Origin of the sequence: Enterococcus sp. AZ156 (assembly GCF_051714165.1) — a bacterium.
Taxonomy (GTDB): domain Bacteria; phylum Bacillota; class Bacilli; order Lactobacillales; family Enterococcaceae; genus Enterococcus_B; species Enterococcus_B pernyi.
Map to the genome: position 1 here is coordinate 1,601,255 of NZ_JBIORI010000001.1, position 18,753 is coordinate 1,620,007.

Sequence of the window (18,753 nt, forward strand, 5' to 3'; positions counted from 1 at the left end):
CTACATGATAATAATCTTTAATATCAAGCGTTCAGATACTGATTATATCATAAACTATTTTTACATATTATATTTTATCGTTATTTTTTAATCTAAAACCATTCACATATTAATATTTTTCATCCATAAATTTTGATAAACAGCTATATTTATAACGTTTTAAATTCATCTTTATTTTAGTTATATATAAAAAACAAATGAACCATTAACACAATTTCAATGATTCATTAGATAAAAATATAATAATTCCGAATCTTCTCTATTTTTGAGACAACTAAAAAAACTACCACCATCAACTTTATCTAAGCTGATAGTAGCAGTTTTCTCTTACTTAATAAATATGATAATCCGACTGTCCTTCTTGTTCAATTGTAATGACTAGTCGATGCGGCAAACAGATACTCGTTTGTCCAGGTTCCGAGATCCAGCCAGTTCTGACAGCGATTTGATCGGGACTATTATCTTCTTTGACTCTGATCTTGCCTTCTTGGATTTCGACAATATTGTATTGGGTATCAGAAGGATGATAAGTCACCATCTTACTACTGATTTCATCTAAATCAAAACGTTCGACTTCTTTTCCGTCGATTTTGACTACTGCATACTTCACACTATTACCGCTTTCTGCGTTATCAAATGACAAAGCAAAGACAATTGTCGGAACGAAAGAAGCAACTACCAGAACACTAATAATGATGATATCCCAAGGTTTTATACCTGATTTACGAAAGTTGTGCATATTGATTGTCCTTTTGGATTTTCTTATTCTATCCTTTTATCGATCTTCTAAATAGATGTTGATTTGTTGTTCGTCATCATAATCCAGTTGATCAGTTTCAAGCATTTCCATTAATTCTATTTTCAAGTCTACAGGAATCTCCCAGAAGCCGTCAATAGATTTGAACAAATCGGCGTCATACTTTTGAAAAATAGGATAAATGTCCAAAAATTCTTCAAAGGACAAGTTTTGTTTTTCGTAATAGTCTTTGACAAGGCCTTGCTCTAGCGCATGTTCTGTAGGAAGGCCAGTTTCTGTGATCAGTTTCTTATCGACCATCGCACGATAGAATTCCCCTTTATCTACAGGTTCTTTCACCGTTTCCGAATAATATTTGATTCCTTGTTCGACTAATGGCGGATAAATAATTTCCATTTCTTGAACCCCCTTGCAGCTTCCAATCGGTTATTCTGTCACTTTGCGTCCTTTATAGTAGCCTTTTAAAGAGACATGATGGCTTCGACGATAATCACCAGTCAACTCGTCAAAAGAAATCTCTGGTTTCGTCAAACTTTGGTGTGTTCGTCGCAAACGTTTTTTTGCTTTCGATGTTTTTCTTGCTGGTACTGCCATAACTTTTTCCTCCTATTTTACCAACTTGCTTTTTTTACTCCTGGGATCAATCCTTGATGTGCCAGTTCTCTAAAAGTGATTCGAGACATGCCAAATTTTCTCATGTAGCCTCGAGGACGTCCATCTGTTTGATCTCTAAGTTTTAAACGATTAGGATTAGACTCTTTGGGCAACTTAGCTAGTCCTTCATAATCATTTGCTGCTTTCAACTCTTGACGTTGTTCACTATATTTATTGATCAAAGCTACTTGCTTATTCATTTTTGCAATTTTTGATTTTTTTGCCACTAATAATCTGCTCCTTTATTTCACTTTATATTATCCAAATCGTAACTATTACGTTTTAGGCAGAACAACAATACCATGTATTTATTTGTTTGTCAAAAAAGTAACACTAATAAAAAATATGGCTGATCGACCTTGTACTGAGCGTGTGTTTTTGAGAACATTGAAAAAGCACCCATGATATGTATCACATCCATCACGGTGAGCTTTTTTTATTATTAACTACCTCAAATGTAATTAAACAATTCAGCCATTATATATTGATTTTTTGCAATGCTTTCGTAGGCACTTCGTTTTCTGATACTTCACTCCAGCGCTTTCCTTGTAAACCTTTTGCATCGATTTTACAAGTATCGACCTTACTTTAATTTGTGATCCGCTAATTTTATTTACTGTTTGTTGAGTGTCATCTTCATCGTATCCTTCAAACGTCTAGAGATAATCCTTCCCTTTTTTATCCCCACTACTTGTTTTGACATAGTATTCTTTCACTTCTTTATCAGATAAAAAATTATCCGTTAATGCTTGAAAGCCTTCTGTCTTTGATTCAATAAAAAATGCACCGATTCCTAAAATAAGCGCAATTACTAATAATCCTTTTACTAGTTTTCCCATTATCATTTCCACTTCCCTATTCTTTTTCACTTCCTGTCTAAATTATAAAATAAGGCAATGATCCGAAATCTATTCTTCCTATGTTTAACTTACATTAACGTAATAGAATTTGTTTCTAACCATTGATTTTGAACTAGATAGAATAATGCAATAAAAAAAACCCATAAAATCCAAACTATTCTCGGATTTTACAGGTTATGGGAAAAGAATTACTGCAACCATTGTTTTTGTTAAGCTTTAGTCTATCTTACAACTACCGCATATTTACGTGCATTATAAATATTCTCAAATGTTGCCCGATTCATCCAATAAGAACCACTGATAGGATCAGATACATGGACTTGATTACTTCCTTTATTATATCCATCAAGAGTGACCGCATGATTATTATTCGCTGCGATACCAAAATTCCAATTTCCCCAACGGATTGGCTGAAAGTTGATCGTCACCCAAGCAACAACCGGATGGCCATTTTTGACTTCGTTTAACAACGTACTCATCGAGCTACCTGAAATATTTTGGACATTTCCGTACTTCTTGCCCCACGCCGTCAAAGGTGTAGGATAAATTGCAGAATAAGTCCATGAGTTTTCGACAAATGGGCTGCCGACAAAACCGCTGTTTGGATTACCATTCGGAGATTTAGGAATTGTATTCAAAAATTGAGTCAAACTCCAGTTGGTGATCTTTCCTTTATATTGAAGTGCCTGTAATAAAGAAGCCCCTTCACATCCACTTGGCGCACCCAACGCATATTGGTTGTAATTTTTCACACCCAATAGCTTATAGTCCTCTTGATTTTGTTGACCACTGCCAACTGCGTACCAACCAACACCTTCATAGACCCAGCCTTGTTTCGTGATTACTTTTTTCTCGTTTTCATCTAATGTGTAATGGTGCCAGTTCACTCGTTTACTATATAAACGACTGACAGGAATGGCATTCGCTCCTTTATAGGAATACCAACCGATTCCTTCATACTTCCAGCCTTGTTTCGTGATACTATCTCTTTCTTTTGCGTTCAACGTATAAAAATGTTCTCCATTGTAGCGATTGTACAAACGATAGACTGGATCACCACTTGTCGGTGCCTGCCAACCAACACCTTCGTAATTCCAACCAATCCTTCTTAAATGATCTCGTTCACCAGTATCTCTCGTGTAAAAATGCTCCCCACTATGTGGATTGAATAAACGATACATTGGAATCGTTTGCACAGCTGCTCGAAATAATCTTGGAGAACCTTCGATCAATTCCTCTTTTGGCGCTTGCGTGATATCAGCTTCGTTTTTACCAGCTTTTTCCGGCGCTTGCAAAACTACTTCTACTCCATCGACGATTGCAGTTTGTGGTTGCTCTGGTTGAGCTTCTTTTGCTTCACTCGCTTGTACTGGTGGTGTTTGTTGTGTCTCTTGCGCGGGTATCTCTGTTTCTTTCTCTTGACTGACTTCATTCGTTTCTGTACTTTTTATCTGTGGAGCTGCTGACGTTTGAGTCGATTCAGTCGAGGTTTCCATTCTAGACGAATCCTCTGCAAAAACTTGACTCACACCAAACGAACTCGCTAAAATCGCAAGTATCGTGAACCCACAAATCCCCTTAGAAATAAATCCCCTTTTCATCTTTTTCCTCCTCATAAATGAACAAAAAATAGCAATAGATTTTACATAAGATGTTTCCTAAAAATATTATAACGATAGTAATATAAACTCTGATTAAATTATACATGAATCTATTTTTTTGTCCGAATGATTTGTTTAATCTATTTGAGAACCAAAGGAAGCATACGCTAATTTCATTTAGTAAAAGTAGATGGAGCTAAGGTAGAAATGAATGAATCGTATCATTTAGAATATGAGGGTTTCCAATGTTGGCGAACTTATATTATTATGAATGCGCCCATCCTTTATAACAATTGCTCTGGAAGATTGACTGGCAAGCTCTAGATCATGAGTCAACATAACGATTGTCTTTCCTTTGCTTACTAATTCTTTAAGTACTTCCATAATAAGGATACGTGAGTGAGTATCTAATGCGCTAGTAGGTTCATCTAAAAACAATATTTCTGGATCTGCTAATATTGTGCGCCCAATTGCAACTTTTTGTTGTTCACCACCCGAAAGAGCATCAATAGGCTGGTGTAAATCCGCTTTTAATTCCAATCGTTCTGCCAAAGTATCGACATTTCCCCTTTTTATTTTGTGCCCATTCAATGTTCCTGGGAGTACCATATTATCGTAGGCTGACAATGAAGGTATGAGTTGAAAATCTTGAAAAATAAAACCAATTTTTTTACGACGAAACTTTGCTAATTTCGCTGCACTCCATCCATATGGTGATTAACCATCAATTAACACCTCTCCTTTTGTAGGAGGTAATAAGCTAGAAATACAATGAAGCAACGTTGTTTTTCCTGAACCAGAAGGTCCTACGATCGATACAAACTCTTGTTGCTTTACTTCAAAAGAAATATCAGTCAGCACTTGTAAAAGATTTCCTTTCGCAAGCTGTATCTCTTTTTTTAATTCGTTTATTGAAATAACTATCTCTCTCATCGATATTAACCTCCATAAAATCATTCTAGTTTATAAATCAAACTCTCATACAAAACTGTAGGACGCAAACTACTCATTGATAGTAGAAGGATCTCCCAATTCAGCAATTTCTTTCCTTCTTTCAATCTGAATTAATTACTTTCTTATGTTTGATTCAATTAAAACAATCTATTCTTTTAGTATATTAATAAATCTACTCGACATACTTTTTTAACGTATAGTGCTCAAACCAATAAATTGCAATAAAACATAAACCGAATATTAGAAAAGCGCCTAACGATAATAGGAGATTAACCGACCAATTTGCCTTAAAAATATTGCCACCACCCAGATAGGTCACTCTTAGCAGTGGAATCGCAAACAATATTGTTCCAATGAAGGTAATTATTATTGAAATGAATGAAACTGAACTGATTTCAATGATTCTCATTTTAAAAATCCAATCTGGTGTACATCCAGTATAAAAATAATTTTTAGATTCAACTTTTGTTTTTATTCTAAAAAGGCAAATTGACACAATTACATTTGCTAAACTAATGAGTATTGGCGCCCCGAATACAAAAATAAGGTTGATGATCAAATCTGAGATATAAGAACTATCATTTGTTCCATCAATTAGTAGTTTAGTGTTGAGAAACAAAGCTATAAAATTCCCAACTAGCATAGTAATGATGCTGACTGGACGAATTAATTTTATTAATTCTTTTATATTGTATTGTATATTGTAAAGTGCAGTGCGGATCATCGGATTCTTTGTCATTTTTGGCACCCTAACAATTCTATGTACTATCCCTCGAAATATGGGACGAATCAAAAAATTCATAGTAATCAGTACAGACAACCACAGAAGAAGCAATAAATTCATCGAGTTACTCATACTTCGAGTATATTCTTTTATTAAAGTTGGATCAGGAACATTTTTTAAATATAAATATATTGTTGCCCCTACGCTCACTAGTGATGCAAGTATTCCCAAAAATTTGCCGCTATTCTTCATTTTAATAAACGCTCTGTTGGAAGAAAGGCTCCCCTTTCTTTTCTTATAATTTTTAAGACAATAACGCATACATGTATATAGAATAATTGCTAGTTGGATCAATATCACAACAAAAACAACATTCCATGAGAATTGAAGCGGGATATGTACAAGAGAATCTTTAGCAGAACTCGAAGGTAAGGTGGTCAAAAAAAGCTGTGAAGCTTTTAAGGAAAAGCCGCTCCCAATAACAGCTCCAATCATACCAATTACTAACATTTGTCCAGTCATCACCAAACTGATTTGAGCAGGAGAAGCTCCTAAAAGAAGCAATATGTCATTTGTTCCATCAAAAAAGTCTATACACTGTTTCATTGCATTGATAGTCAATAAAAAAAACATTACTATCCCTATTACTATTGGTAACTGCATAAAAACACCATAATCAACTGAACTGTTAAGATCAGCCCTACTTAAAGCATTTAATATCACAAAAGCAGTGCTAAATATTAATCCAGAAACAATAAAAATAGGTAGGATGGATAGCCAAATTTTCCAATGCTGTAAAAATTGCTTTAAAATCAACTTAAACATTTATCTGTTGCCTCCTCATTTAACATATCTAAATTTAAGGTAGCATAAGAAAATTGTAGTAACAATTAGACTTTAGCCTTATTATGTATAAAGATTAAGTAATCAATCTAAAAAATACGCATCAAGAACCTACTATGTTTTAGCTATTCTAATAGAATGCTTGGATAGCTAACAATTATCTTAAGATATTAAAGCGAAACCCTTAAAGTGATAGAAGTCATTACCTTTTCAAATGAAGGATCTTGTTTCAACATGGAAAAACATTGTTTTCCAGAAAAAAAGACAGAAAGAAATTCTCCACTTCTTTCTGTCATAATTATTCTAATATTCCTCTTAACCAACATCATTTGACAAAGAACTAAGTTTTTTTGCAATAGCCTATTAGGCTATTTCTTCGGTTCATCCTCATCCATTTTCAGAACGGCCATGAAGGCTTCTTGAGGGACTTCGACGTTACCGATTTGTTTCATTCGTTTCTTACCTTCTTTTTGTTTTTCAAGAAGTTTACGTTTACGGGAAACGTCACCACCGTAACATTTGGCCAACACGTTTTTACGTAAGGCTTTGATGTCTGAACGGGCAACGATTTTTTGTCCGATCGCCGCTTGGATCGGTACCTCGAATTGTTGACGAGGGATCAGTTTTTTCAGTTTTTCAACGATGGCTTTTCCGCGTTCATAGGCAAAATCACGGTGAACGATGAAGCTTAATGCGTCGACTTTTTCAGCATTCAGCAAGATATCCATTTTCACTAGCTTGCTCTTTTGATAACCTGACATTTCGTAGTCAAGTGAAGCGTAGCCTTTCGTGCTTGATTTTAGTTTGTCAAAGAAATCAAAGACGATCTCTGACAAAGGCAAGTTATAAACGACATTGACACGATAATCATCTAAATAATCCATTGTAATAAAATCGCCACGTTTACGTTGCGAAAGTTCCATGACTGCACCAACGTACTCATTAGGTACCATGATCTGTGCTTTCACAAAAGGTTCTTCGACATCTTGGATCGTGACTGGTTCAGGAAAATCAGCAGGATTATCAACAACGACCATCGAACCGTCTGTTTTGTTGACATGATAGATTACAGAAGGCGCTGTCGTGATCAATTCAAGATTGAACTCACGCTCTAAACGCTCTTGGACGACATCCATGTGAAGTAATCCTAAGAAGCCACAACGGAAACCAAAGCCAAGTGCTTGTGATGTTTCTGGTTCAAACTGCAAAGCAGCATCATTCAGTTGAAGTTTTTCCAATGCTTCACGCAGATCATTATATCGTGATGTGTCGATCGGGTATAAACCACAATAGACCATTGGGTTCATTTTACGATAACCTGGTAATGCTTCTGTAGCTGGATTATCCGCAAGTGTCACTGTATCCCCAACACTTGTATCTTGAACTGTCTTGATGCTTGCGGTGATATAACCGACATCACCGACCATCAAAAAGTCACGAGCAATCGTTTTTGGTGAGAAAACGCCGACTTCGGTCACATCGAAGGTCTTGCCATTACTCATCAATTTGATTTTATCCCCTGCTTTGACAACACCATCGGTGATACGTACGTTTAAAATAACCCCGCGGTAACTGTCATAGATTGAATCAAAAATCAAGGCTTTCAAAGGAGCTTCTAGATCGCCTGAAGGTGCTGGGACATATTCCACTACTTGTTCCAGTATTTCTTCGATACCAATTCCAGACTTCGCACTTGCTAAGACCGCTTCACTGGCATCGATGCCGATCACTTCTTCGATTTCATTACGCACACGCTCTGGATCTGCGGCTGGTAAATCGATCTTATTGATGACTGGTAAAATCTCTAGGTCATTATCTAATGCCAAATAAACATTGGCTAATGTTTGTGCTTCAATCCCTTGAGCGGCATCCACGACTAAGACTGCGCCTTCACAGGCAGCTAAACTTCGAGATACTTCATAGGTAAAATCGACGTGCCCTGGGGTATCGATCAAATGGAAGATGTACGTCTCCCCGTTTTTAGCCGTATAGTTCAATTCTACGGCATTAAGTTTGATCGTGATCCCACGTTCACGTTCTAGATCCATGGAGTCTAATAACTGATCTTGCATTTCGCGAGACGTCACAGTGTTCGTCTTTTCCAAAATCCGATCGGCCAAAGTTGATTTCCCATGGTCGATATGAGCAATGATCGAAAAATTTCGAATTTGCTGTTGGCGTTGTTTCATTTTCTTTATATCCATAGCGTCTCCTCTTTTCATATAATCAGCACTTTTCATTATACCAACGAAAAGGAGGAATTTAAAGACTTTTTCCTTCTAAGGACTTTAGAAGTTTTTTTTAGAAACTTTTGTTATACTGTGAACAAGTAACTAAATTGGAGTTGAAAAAATGGACCAAACAGATTTTAGAGAAAATTTTGAGTTGAAGCCTGTCACGGAGGAACATGTTGACCAGTTCAATGAGTTACTTTCCTACGTTTTTCAAGTCACTGACTCTGATATTGAAGAAAGTGGATTTGAAAACAAACGGGAATTTGTACGTTCCAAGCGACCGATTCTAGAATTATCAAATGTATTCGGCTGGTTTCATAAAGAAAAATTGATTTCTCAAATCGCGATCTATCCTTGCGAGGTTAATATCCACGGTACACGGTACCAAATGGGCGGAGTGACTGGTGTTGGAACCTATCCTGAATATGCCAACCATGGATTGATGCAAGACTTGATCATCGTCGCATTAGACAACATGCGCAAAAACAAACAGTGGGTCTCTTATCTTTATCCTTACAATATCCCTTATTACAGGCGTAAAGGTTGGGAAATCATGTCAGATAAGTTATCCTTTAAAATACGTGATACGCAACTACCTAAACAAGTACCTGTTTCTGGTATCGTGGAACGACTGCCTGTCGATCACGAAGATGTTTTCCGTGTCTATCAACAGTTTGCGGGAAAGAATCATGGTGCGCTGTTTCGTAGTGCCTTTCACTGGGAAGAATATTGGCGTTTTGAAAATGAAGAAGAACGGACTGCGGCGATTTATTACAATAGTGACAATGAACCAACCGGAGTGCTTTTTTATTGGGTCGCCGAAGAAGTCTTCCATGTCAAAGAGATGTTTTATTTGAACCAAGAGGCGCGTAACGGATTGTGGAACTTCATCTCTGCACATTTTTCAATGGTTTACTGGGTACATGGCGATATCTACAAAAATGAACCCCTTGCTTTTTTATTAGAAGATAGTCAAATCAAAGAACAGATCGAACCTTACTTTATGGCAAGGATCGTTGACGTCAAAGAATTTATCCAGCGCTTCCCTTTTTCTGGTACAGCAGAAGACTTCCATTTCATCGTGGAAGATTCCGTGGCACCTTGGAATAATGGCGTATTTGGCTTGACGTGGCGAGATGGCCACTTGTCAATCGTTAATGAACCGATTGGTAAAATGGTTCGTTTAGATATCCAAACATTGACGTGTCTAATGATGAATTATCGTCGTGCTTCTTACCTTGCTCGAATCGAGCGCATAACCACAGATGAGGAGATGGTCAAGACATTAGAGCGAATCATCCCAAACATGGAAGCTTATTTTAGTGACTATTTCTAATACAAAGGATGTTGAAACGAATGAATATTTATTTTGCAGCACCACTTTTTGCAAAAGGAGATTTGCTTTATAACGAATCTCTTGTCAAAAAAATCAGAGAGATTTCTTCTGATTTGTCGATCTATCTACCACAAGAAAACGAAGCAATCAATGATAAGACTGCATATGCAGACAGCAAAATGATTGCCTTGGCTGATACAGAAAAAGTACTAGAAAGTGACTTGATGATCGCACTTTTAGACGGATTGACGATCGATGCCGGAGTTGCTTCTGAGATCGGTGTCGCCTATGCTAAAGGCATCCCGATCATTGGTTTATATACAGACAGCCGCCAACAAGGTGCGACTCATCCAAAAAAAGTCGCTGCCTTGCAACAGGCTGGTGAAAATCAGTTCCATTATTTAAATCTTTATACGGTCGGCTTGATCAAGTTGAACGGAACGATCGTGTCTTCTGAAGAAGCATTGTTCAAAGCATTGAAATCATATCTAGCTGGGGGAAAAATTAGTGAGTAAGACAGTAAAAAAAGTTCAGATTGCATTAACGATTTTCGGTCTATTTGTTGTTGGTTATAACATTTTCGAATTTGTAACAAACAAATATTCGACCACACAAGGAATCACCTTTATCGTCGAATCACTGGCAGGTATCCTATTGATTTATTTGCCACAGATCGTTCGCCGATTATTCAAGATCCATGTTCCTGATGCCATTGTTTTATTTTATTGGTTTTTCTTGTTCATTTCTGTCTTTTTAGGAACAGGTATGCACTTGATCAGTATTATTTCATTTTGGGATAAAATCTTACACGCCGTTAGCCCGATGGTTCTGACTGCCTTAGGTTACGGTTTGATCGGCTTCTTGCTGAAAGACGCACCAATCGAGAAAACAAGTCCTTGGCTATTTCTTTTATTTGGATTTGCTTTTGCTGGGTTATGCGGTGTTTTCTGGGAATTCTGGGAGTTTTTATGCGACCAATTCTTAGGAATGAACTTGCAACGGTTTGCTGCATCTGATGGTACACTCTTCGTCGGACGCGAAGCATTGATGGATACAATGGGAGATTTACTAACAAATACAGTCGGCGCCTTTATCATGGGTGTTTATGCGTGGGTCCAAGTGAAAAAAGACCCAGCACATTTTGAGAGTTACCGACTACAAAAATTAGATCACTGATCAATCGTAACAAGTATGATAGATAAATAAAAAAAATTGGCAAGGGATTTTGTTTGATCCTTTGTCATTTTTTTCAATTCTTTATTTTAAAAGACTCATTCCAACCACACCCACTACATACACCAATGTACCCAAATAGATTGAGCGTTTTTCTAATGATGTCTTCTTCTCTCTCAAAATAATGATGCTTCCGTAAGTTGCGACAAGTAAACTCATTTGCGAAAAGGCATAAGTAATACCCACACCTAAAGACGCAGACACAGCAAATAACGTCGTGTTAGCGATCACCCAGGAACTACCAGTGAGGATATTTCGAGCGATAGCGTTGACTTTCAATTGTCTGATTTTCTTCATTGAGAGGATCATCCCTCCAACAAACATGCCGATGGATTGAGGTAGAAACACTTGCGGTCCATGAATATCAAAATAACTAGTGATCGTTACATATAGCATCAAAAACGCAGATGAAATGCACAAAAAAGACAATCACTTGTTTCGCCACTGCGCTGTTTCCATTGCTTGTCTTAGTCACCAATAGCACACCGACTAAAATGACCGCCAACGCCACGATCGACATCATAGCGACAAAGAAACTCGTCCATTCCAATAAAAAAATTCCTGAAATAAGCGTGACAAAGGCTAATTGTGTCCCAACAGATATGGGCATCGCTTTTGACACTTCAGCCTTTTCTAATGCGCGGAACTGAAAATATTGCCCCACCGCCCAGAATACTTCGGACAAAAAACAAACAATGAATGAAACCGTTTGGTATGTTACTTGCTGAAACAAACTAAATATCAACCCAGATAATAAAGCAGCAATGGTGGTGCCAATCAATTGTTCTTCTGACTTGCCCCCCATGATCTTAGATAATATTGGCATCATGCCCCACCCTAATGCTGGGATCAAAGCTAAAAATAAAAGGTGTATCGCCATGATTTCTCCTCTTTCAATTTTACAACTAAACGGAGACACAAGTAGTCAACTTGCTGTTCCTAAAACCCGCTAAACGGTGTTCCAGAAGCAACTCCTTGAGAATCAACTTGTGCCTCAACGTTTTTTTATTTTGTTAATAAATAAGTGGCTAAGCCATAGCCGCTGATCGTTTTTGTCTCTGTCACTTCTTCTTCTAAGGCATTGATACGTGTGTATTTGAACCCTGCAAAAAGCTTCTCTGGCTCAAGGTAACGCTTTTCTGAAGTTCCATTAACTAATCGAATCACTACGCCTTCTGAATAATAAGCGTTATGGATCGCACTGACAGCCAATCCTTCTTCCAAATCTAACGAAATTTGCGTATACGTCGTTTCACTCAAAGGAAGTGGTTGGATTCTACTTTGGATCTTATTGTCGATTCGATAAACGAAATAATTCAAATCTTGCAATTGATACGAAATCGACGGTTGTTCTTTGTCTGATTTCCATGTCACTAATGTGTGTTCTGAAATATCAGTTGGCGCCATGCGCACTGAAAAGTCAAAATCGATCCGTTGATTTTCCATTTGAGCAAGCGGTGTCTCCATCATGATATGCCCTTTTTTCGTCGTATCTCCTGAAGCCCGCCCTGGACGATACAGCAAATCTGGTTTCCCTAACGAATCCGTCGTGGTTAATACCGTGACGTATAAGGAGTCATTGATATATTCGTATTCCTTACTTTGTTCGGTATAAAACACTAATGCCTCTTCAGAACTATACGCGATCACTTGTTTTTCAAAGGGCTCGATATTTACTGGCATCTCAGAGTATTTTTGTTCCCAATCGTTCATTGACTGGCTTGTTTTTTCTAAGTAACCAAATTGGATCGCAGAGACGACCTTTTCAATCGATTGATTCAACTTTGTTTTGATACGGACACGGTGATTTAATACAGAATTTCTAAAAGAAAGACAACCTTGGACCTCTCCCTGTTCCGTTAACTTCAATGTCAGCTGGTAAGCGAAGACTTTCGTTGTTTGACCGGCGATACGTTCTGCCAATGTATAAGGAAGCTCTAGTTTTCCTTCCAAGATCAAGGTTTCTTCGTTGCCTTTACATGAATCAAATGTCAAAGAGACTGGGTGATCATTAGGTATCGGCGAATAATCGTAAGTATCTCCGGCATTGCTATCATCCACGATTTTCAAGAAGTCTCTGATCGTTTGGTCACCATCTGAAAAGGCAAGTTGTCCCTCTTCAAAAGTCAAAGAATAGTTCCCTTTTGAGATCATCGTTCGTGGCGTCATATCAGGTAGATCAGCTGTAGTCTGTTCGACGAAATCGAAGACTTGATAACCTAGTCCATCAAAGGAACAATCAACTGCTACTTGTAAAATATAGTACCCTGGCTCTTCAATAAATCGATTGCCGGCAGGTGTTTCTTGCATGATATTTTGGCGGCTAGGCACATAATCCACCGAGATGACAGCAGAATCATGGCCCAATACTTCGATTTGATTGACTTTTGAGATAAGTTTTACCACTTTTTTTCCTTTGAAAGGTGTAACTGAAGTATTCAAAATCAAGAATTGTTGATCTGTCAGCTGTAGTCCTTCAGAAATTCTTTTCAATACCAAGTTTTCGATACTGTCACAGATTTCTGATACTTCTTTCAAACGATGGGCGATGTCTTGCGCAACACTATCTGACACACAGCCAGCTAAACTGTCATGTGCTTGGCACTCAAATAATTTTTTCCATGCCTTCATGACTAACCGATTGCTCAAAACGATGCCTAGCTCCTTGGCAATCACGACCATTGGTTCGATTTCAAGTGTCAGTTTATTCTCTAATCTGAAAATCTCACGTTTTAGATCCATGCGGACAGAACCAATCGTCTTATGCACACGGGCAAAAACAGGCGCGCGAAACTCTCCTTGATACTCTTCCAGATCCTTTTGACGGACCAAATCCATGAACGCTTGATACGTGCTTGTTTTATAGTTATATTTACCGATTTGATTGATTTTATCGATTTTTTCTTCTAAAGACGAGATGATCCCTAATTGATCGTTTCCTGTTGGAATCAAAATTTCTGTTTCATCTGCGTAGCTCTTGATAAAATCAATGCCTTTGTCTAATCGTCCTTCCACATAACTCTTCGTTGGCTCTAGTTGTTGTTGCGCACCATATCCTTGGGGAAAGTTCACTGCATACAATTCATTCTCCCCGCTTAAACTCTTCCATTTGAAATATGGCGATTGGACATGTTCGCCTAAGTCGATCCCACGCCAAAAAATGATATTGTCAAACCCAGCTTCGTTTAAAATCGTCGGCATTTGTGCGTTGAATCCAAATGTATCTGGAAGATAACCAATAGGTAGATACTCCCCATATTTTTTACTTTCAAAGACGCCCACCATTGCATTTCTTAAAATAGATTCCCCTGAGGCAAAAAACGCATCCGTTTGTGTGAACCAAGGGCCAATAAATAATTGACCCTTCGCAACTAATTCTTTGATCTCTGCTAATTTCTCTGGATATAGTTCCAAGTAATCATCGAGGATCGAAAGCTGTCCATCTAAAACAAAAGTAGCATTAGGTTGTCTTTTCAACTCTTCCAAAACACCTGTAAACAACTGATCACTTAAAACGATGCAATCCATTGAAGTAAAGTACCATTCTCTATCCCAATGTGTGTGATTTACAATGTGTATATTTGTCATAGTTACGCTTCCCACTGTTCTTCCCAAGCAGCTTCATCAAATTCTTCAACTGCTGATTCTACTTCTTGTCCAGCATCTTTTGAACGTAGCACGCTAGTTAGGATCGCGATAAACAACGCACCTGTAGCGATCGAAAGTACATAGATCGGCCATTTTTCTACGGTGAATCAGCCATAGAATCCTGAGATCGGTGCAGTGTTCACTGCCCCTAAACCAACTGCCATCGCAGAACCTAAAGCAGAACCAATCATATTGATCGGGATAACTTTCAATGGATTTTCAACGGCAAACGGGATCGCTCCTTCAGAAATACCGACAAGCCCCATGATCACAGCTGATTTCCCAGCTTCTTTTAATTCATTGTTGTATTTATTTTTCGCAAAGATCGTGGCTAACCCTAATCCGATGGGTGGAATGATGATGGCCACTTGTGCCGCAGTATTTGGTGCATAAACATTACTAGTCAATAGTGCCATTGCTGTGGTCACTGCCGCTTTATTGACTGGTCCACCTAAGTCAAATCCAACCATTGCGCCAACGACCGCTGCCATAACGATGGCATTCCCACCACTTAAACCGTTCAACCATGATTCTAAACCAACGTTCAATACTGCAAATGGCGTCCCAATCACATAATTGACTAATAGAACGGTGATCAATGTGCCTAATACTGGTACTAGAAATACTGGTACAACGGATGCCATTGATTTTGGCAATTTGATTTTGTTTTTGATCAACAAGCACGCATAACCAGCAATCAGACCAGAAACGATGGCGCCTAAAAAGCCTGCATTGATATCTTTCACTAGCATCCCACCAATTAAACCAGGAGCAATTCCTAATTTGTCTGAGATCGAATAGGCAATAAATGCGGAAATCACTGGGAACATCAAACCAAGGGCTGTGCCACCGAAGCAATCTAAACTATGCAATAAACGAATGATTGCATTACCACTCTCGCCATGAGAACCGTCCCAAATATCAACAATCCCGTAAAATGAACCACCCACACGAGAAATGGCCATGATGACCGCTCCAGCGATTACCAAAGGTATCATATAAGAAATTCCTGTTAAAACATGATTTTTGATTTCACTTGCTATTTTTTTCATTTACTTTCTCCCCCACTGATTAATTGATTAGTCGATCATTCCTAAAGCTTCTTCGATGACTTTTTCGGCATTCTTGATTGGTGCTGCGACTGGTACTTTTAAGATTGTTTTTCCTTTGAAACGCTCTTCATTTCTCACTTTTGTATCCACTGCAAAAATAACGACTTCGCCAATGTTGCAATCTTTTTCAGTCAATTCATTTTCGATACCTGTTGCTCCTTGTGTTTCCACTTTGATCAAATCTCCACGTTTTGCTGCTGCTTTTTTAAGTGCTTGGGCTGCCATATACGTATGAGCGACCCCTGTAGCACAGGCTGTAACTGCGATAATTTTTCTTTTCATCTCTTTTTCCTCTTTTCATTTGTTTATTCGCATAATAGTTTCGCGATTTGTTGTTTATCTGTCTCATTTTTTAACTGTGCCGTAATGTCATCATCCATCAATTTCATCGCAATTTCAGATAAGATCTTTAGATGAGTATCCCCTTTTTGTGACTCTGGGATCGCCAATAATATGACCACAAAGACTGGCTCTTCATCTAATGATTGCCAATCGATTGGTTGTTTCAATCTAGCAAAAACAATTGCTGGCTCACTGACTACTTCACTTTTCCCATGAGGAATGGCAATATTGTTCCCAATGCCTGTCGTCGAATGTTCTTCTCTTTCTAATACAGACTGGATATATGCTTCTTTGTTGTTGATTAAGCCGTTATTCGTTAGAACTTCCCCTAATTGACGAATCGTTTCTTCTTTGGTTGTACTCTCCATATCTAAAAAAATATGATCAGAAGGTAGTAAAGTTGCAATGCTCATATTAAAATTCCTCTTTCAAATAGTTTTTGATCTCATTTTTTGTTCCCTTTAACAAATAGTTTTTTTCACCAGATTCGATGATCTCTAGCATGACATCATAGATTTCTTCCAGCTCTTGTGCTGTTTCATCTTTAATACAGATGAAAAATAAATATTTGACTTTCGTTTCTCCCCACATCAATTCATTAGCTAATCGTAAAAAGACGATCGCCGATTTTTTAACATATTTAGGGACCCCGTGTGGTGTTGCAAATTTTCCAAAAGAGGTAAAAGAAAGCTGTTCTCTTTCTAAAGAAGAAGAGATGATTTTTTCTTCTGCGTATCCTTTTTTAATCAATTGTTGTCCTACGAATTGGATCACTTCTTGATAGTCTGTGAATGAATGATCCAAAAAGATCAAGTCATCTTTGATCAACTTCCCAAAGTGATTCGTTGTTTTGATTGGTTTATTTTGGGCATTTTTTAAAAATTGCTCGATTTTCTGACGTTCTAATTTGTTGAGAACCGGTGAAACATTGATCGTTGGTATCGTCTCTAGGTTCAAGTTGACAGTCGATATCACCAGATCTTCATCGATCGATGTCTGCATCAACTCTTGGATCGAAAGTATCCTAGAAATTTCGATCTTCTCATAATTTCTACGAAGTCGGGCAGCCAAGAGTTGTGAGGTGCCTTTGCCACTGCTACAAACAAGTAAGACACTGACTTTCTTTTGATGTTTTTCTTCTTTTTGCTCTTTCATTGCTTGGATATGGACAGCAAGAAAAGCGACTTCATCTTCTGGGACGTTGATGGAAAAATCTTGGCTTAAGGCATTCGCTAATTGGATGGCTTCTGTAAAAGCCACAGGAAAGTTTTTCTTCACATCTTGTAAAAAAGGATTATGGATCAATAATCCTTTTTTGATACGCAAGACTGCTTCTTTGATGTGCGTAACTAACCCTAAAATGATACTTTCGTTGTAAAGGGTTACATTTTCGTGAATCAATTGTCGAATGTGTTCATCTGTCACTTCATGCATTTGCTTCGTTTGTTCAAGCAATGTATCACCTTCTAAGTGTAAGAGAATATAACGGACTTCAGAAGAAGGTAGTGTCAATAAGAAAGTTTTTTCTAATTTTCGAATGAATAAATCAAATGGTTTATTTTCTCTGACTTTTCCAAATACTCCTTCACTTTCTAAATAGTTATCTTCTCTTACGCGATCAATCATAATCAACAGATGGAGCAATAATGAATGGTAGGTCGTATCATTCAACCTTATTTGTGCCTCTTTTAGGTATTCCTGCAATAATGTATCAACTAATTTGATGTTCTTCATGTCGATGAACTCATTGACAAAAGGAGGAATCCCTTGGATCGAGTGTAGATATAGTTGATTCTTTTTGGTGATTTTCCAATTACTACCCCAAAAATAGTAGATTAGATCAAATGCTAAGCGTCTTTTTTCTTGCTCTGATAAGTTTAGAAATGAACCTTTACCAGGCAGGCGATCGATGCTAACGTTGAAATGGCGGAAAATCTCATGGACTTGGTTCATATCACCTTCTAATGTCGATTTGCTGATAAATAGTGTATCTTGTAGTTCTTGGCGAGTGAAATAGGTCTTTTTTTTCAAGAGTTCAAAACAGAGGAATTGGATACGTTCTTTTTTAGAAGCTGGAACTGTTACCATTGTCGTCGTATCAAGCCCACTTAGTACTTCGTTTGGATCACCGTTGATCGAAACACCAACTCGTGGTTTTCTAATTAGTTCGATGGTTGTTCCGCTAAATAGTTCATCGATCAATTTTAATGATTGTGAAACTGTTTTATTCGATAAATTCATGTGTTTCGCTATTTTTGTGACCGTCGTATGTTCGTTGATCAAAATATATTGAATGATTGCTTTTTCTCGTTCCTTGATCATCACACTATCACCTCATCTACATTTCCTATCTTAGCTTGTCTACCGATTTATGAAAACACTTACTTTTACCGTTTTGAATACAGTAAATCATAGGTTTAGCCGTTAACTTGACGACCACCATTCATTTTCTAGT

At 37.7% G+C, this 18,753-nt stretch carries 17 protein-coding genes and 2 pseudogenes; 3 read left to right on the forward strand and 16 right to left on the reverse strand.

Features of this window, described 5'->3' with window-relative positions:
• Positions 1 to 331 precede the first annotated feature (331 nt).
• From IGJ95_RS07660 to lepA, 9 genes and pseudogenes are all read right to left on the reverse strand, one after another.
• Positions 332 to 739 carry a NusG domain II-containing protein gene (locus tag IGJ95_RS07660; RefSeq protein WP_010735349.1) on the reverse strand — a complete coding sequence of 136 codons (408 nt, stop codon included), beginning with the start codon at positions 737 to 739 and terminating at the stop codon, positions 332 to 334.
• A gap of 36 nt (positions 740 to 775) precedes the next feature.
• A complete protein-coding gene (locus IGJ95_RS07665) occupies positions 776 to 1,153 on the reverse strand; it encodes a hypothetical protein (RefSeq protein WP_023519746.1) in 378 nt (125 codons plus the stop codon).
• A 30-nt stretch (positions 1,154 to 1,183) separates the two neighbouring features.
• Entirely contained in the window at positions 1,184 to 1,351 is a 168-nt protein-coding gene (gene rpmF / locus IGJ95_RS07670; protein WP_010735347.1) for a 50S ribosomal protein L32, read from the reverse strand.
• Between the two features lie 17 nt (positions 1,352 to 1,368).
• Complete coding sequence (gene rpsN / locus IGJ95_RS07675) at positions 1,369 to 1,638, reverse strand: 30S ribosomal protein S14 (protein WP_010735346.1); 270 nt, start codon at positions 1,636 to 1,638, stop codon at positions 1,369 to 1,371.
• Positions 1,639 to 2,067: 429 nt separating this feature from the next.
• Positions 2,068 to 2,250 (reverse strand): hypothetical protein, encoded by a 183-nt coding sequence (locus tag IGJ95_RS07680; protein ID WP_023519747.1) that lies wholly within the window; start codon positions 2,248 to 2,250, stop codon positions 2,068 to 2,070.
• 242 nt (positions 2,251 to 2,492) lie between these two features.
• Positions 2,493 to 3,872, reverse strand: coding sequence for a C39 family peptidase (locus tag IGJ95_RS07685; RefSeq protein WP_438761672.1), 1,380 nt, complete (start codon positions 3,870 to 3,872; stop codon positions 2,493 to 2,495).
• Positions 3,873 to 4,097: 225 nt separating this feature from the next.
• Positions 4,098 to 4,805, reverse strand: a pseudogene (locus IGJ95_RS07690) (ABC transporter ATP-binding protein).
• Positions 4,806 to 4,998: 193 nt separating this feature from the next.
• Positions 4,999 to 6,375 carry an FtsX-like permease family protein gene (locus IGJ95_RS07695; protein WP_153829800.1) on the reverse strand — a complete coding sequence of 459 codons (1,377 nt, stop codon included), beginning with the start codon at positions 6,373 to 6,375 and terminating at the stop codon, positions 4,999 to 5,001.
• Positions 6,376 to 6,761: 386 nt separating this feature from the next.
• Positions 6,762 to 8,597 carry a translation elongation factor 4 gene (gene lepA / locus IGJ95_RS07700; protein ID WP_010735341.1) on the reverse strand — a complete coding sequence of 612 codons (1,836 nt, stop codon included), beginning with the start codon at positions 8,595 to 8,597 and terminating at the stop codon, positions 6,762 to 6,764.
• A gap of 148 nt (positions 8,598 to 8,745) precedes the next feature.
• Here lepA and IGJ95_RS07705 point away from each other — a divergent pair, with 148 nt between their 5' ends.
• The 3 genes from IGJ95_RS07705 to IGJ95_RS07715 are packed head-to-tail and all read left to right on the forward strand — an operon-like array spanning position 8,746 to position 11,139.
• Complete coding sequence (locus IGJ95_RS07705; RefSeq protein WP_023519751.1) at positions 8,746 to 9,963, forward strand: GNAT family N-acetyltransferase; 1,218 nt, start codon at positions 8,746 to 8,748, stop codon at positions 9,961 to 9,963.
• 20 nt (positions 9,964 to 9,983) lie between these two features.
• The gene (locus IGJ95_RS07710) at positions 9,984 to 10,478 is read left to right on the forward strand and encodes a nucleoside 2-deoxyribosyltransferase (RefSeq protein WP_010735339.1); all 495 of its coding nucleotides are present in this window, start codon (positions 9,984 to 9,986) and stop codon (positions 10,476 to 10,478) included.
• The gene (locus IGJ95_RS07715; protein WP_019723399.1) at positions 10,471 to 11,139 is read left to right on the forward strand and encodes a hypothetical protein; all 669 of its coding nucleotides are present in this window, start codon (positions 10,471 to 10,473) and stop codon (positions 11,137 to 11,139) included. The genes IGJ95_RS07710 and IGJ95_RS07715 overlap by 8 nt, the downstream gene beginning before the upstream one ends.
• Positions 11,140 to 11,220: 81 nt before the next feature.
• Here the strand turns inward: IGJ95_RS07715 and IGJ95_RS07720 are convergent, their stop codons facing one another.
• The 7 genes and pseudogenes from IGJ95_RS07720 to IGJ95_RS07750 all read right to left on the reverse strand — a co-directional run bounded on the left by IGJ95_RS07720 (position 11,221) and on the right by IGJ95_RS07750 (position 18,620).
• Positions 11,221 to 11,592: a GRP family sugar transporter gene (locus tag IGJ95_RS07720; RefSeq protein WP_267463345.1), complete on the reverse strand. Its 372-nt coding sequence runs from the start codon at positions 11,590 to 11,592 to the stop codon at positions 11,221 to 11,223.
• Entirely contained in the window at positions 11,570 to 12,076 is a 507-nt protein-coding gene (locus IGJ95_RS07725) for a GRP family sugar transporter (protein ID WP_267463344.1), read from the reverse strand. Before IGJ95_RS07725 ends, IGJ95_RS07720 begins: the two co-directional genes overlap by 23 nt.
• A gap of 125 nt (positions 12,077 to 12,201) precedes the next feature.
• Positions 12,202 to 14,784: an alpha-mannosidase gene (locus tag IGJ95_RS07730; protein ID WP_153829798.1), complete on the reverse strand. Its 2,583-nt coding sequence runs from the start codon at positions 14,782 to 14,784 to the stop codon at positions 12,202 to 12,204.
• Positions 14,785 to 14,786: 2 nt separating this feature from the next.
• Positions 14,787 to 15,896, reverse strand: a pseudogene (locus IGJ95_RS07735) (PTS fructose transporter subunit IIC).
• A gap of 27 nt (positions 15,897 to 15,923) precedes the next feature.
• Entirely contained in the window at positions 15,924 to 16,238 is a 315-nt protein-coding gene (locus IGJ95_RS07740; RefSeq protein ID WP_010735334.1) for a PTS fructose transporter subunit IIB, read from the reverse strand.
• A 23-nt stretch (positions 16,239 to 16,261) separates the two neighbouring features.
• Entirely contained in the window at positions 16,262 to 16,711 is a 450-nt protein-coding gene (locus IGJ95_RS07745; protein WP_023519755.1) for a PTS sugar transporter subunit IIA, read from the reverse strand.
• 1 nt (position 16,712) lies between these two features.
• Complete coding sequence (locus IGJ95_RS07750) at positions 16,713 to 18,620, reverse strand: BglG family transcription antiterminator (RefSeq protein WP_438761675.1); 1,908 nt, start codon at positions 18,618 to 18,620, stop codon at positions 16,713 to 16,715.
• Between the last annotated feature and the right edge of the window lie 133 nt (positions 18,621 to 18,753).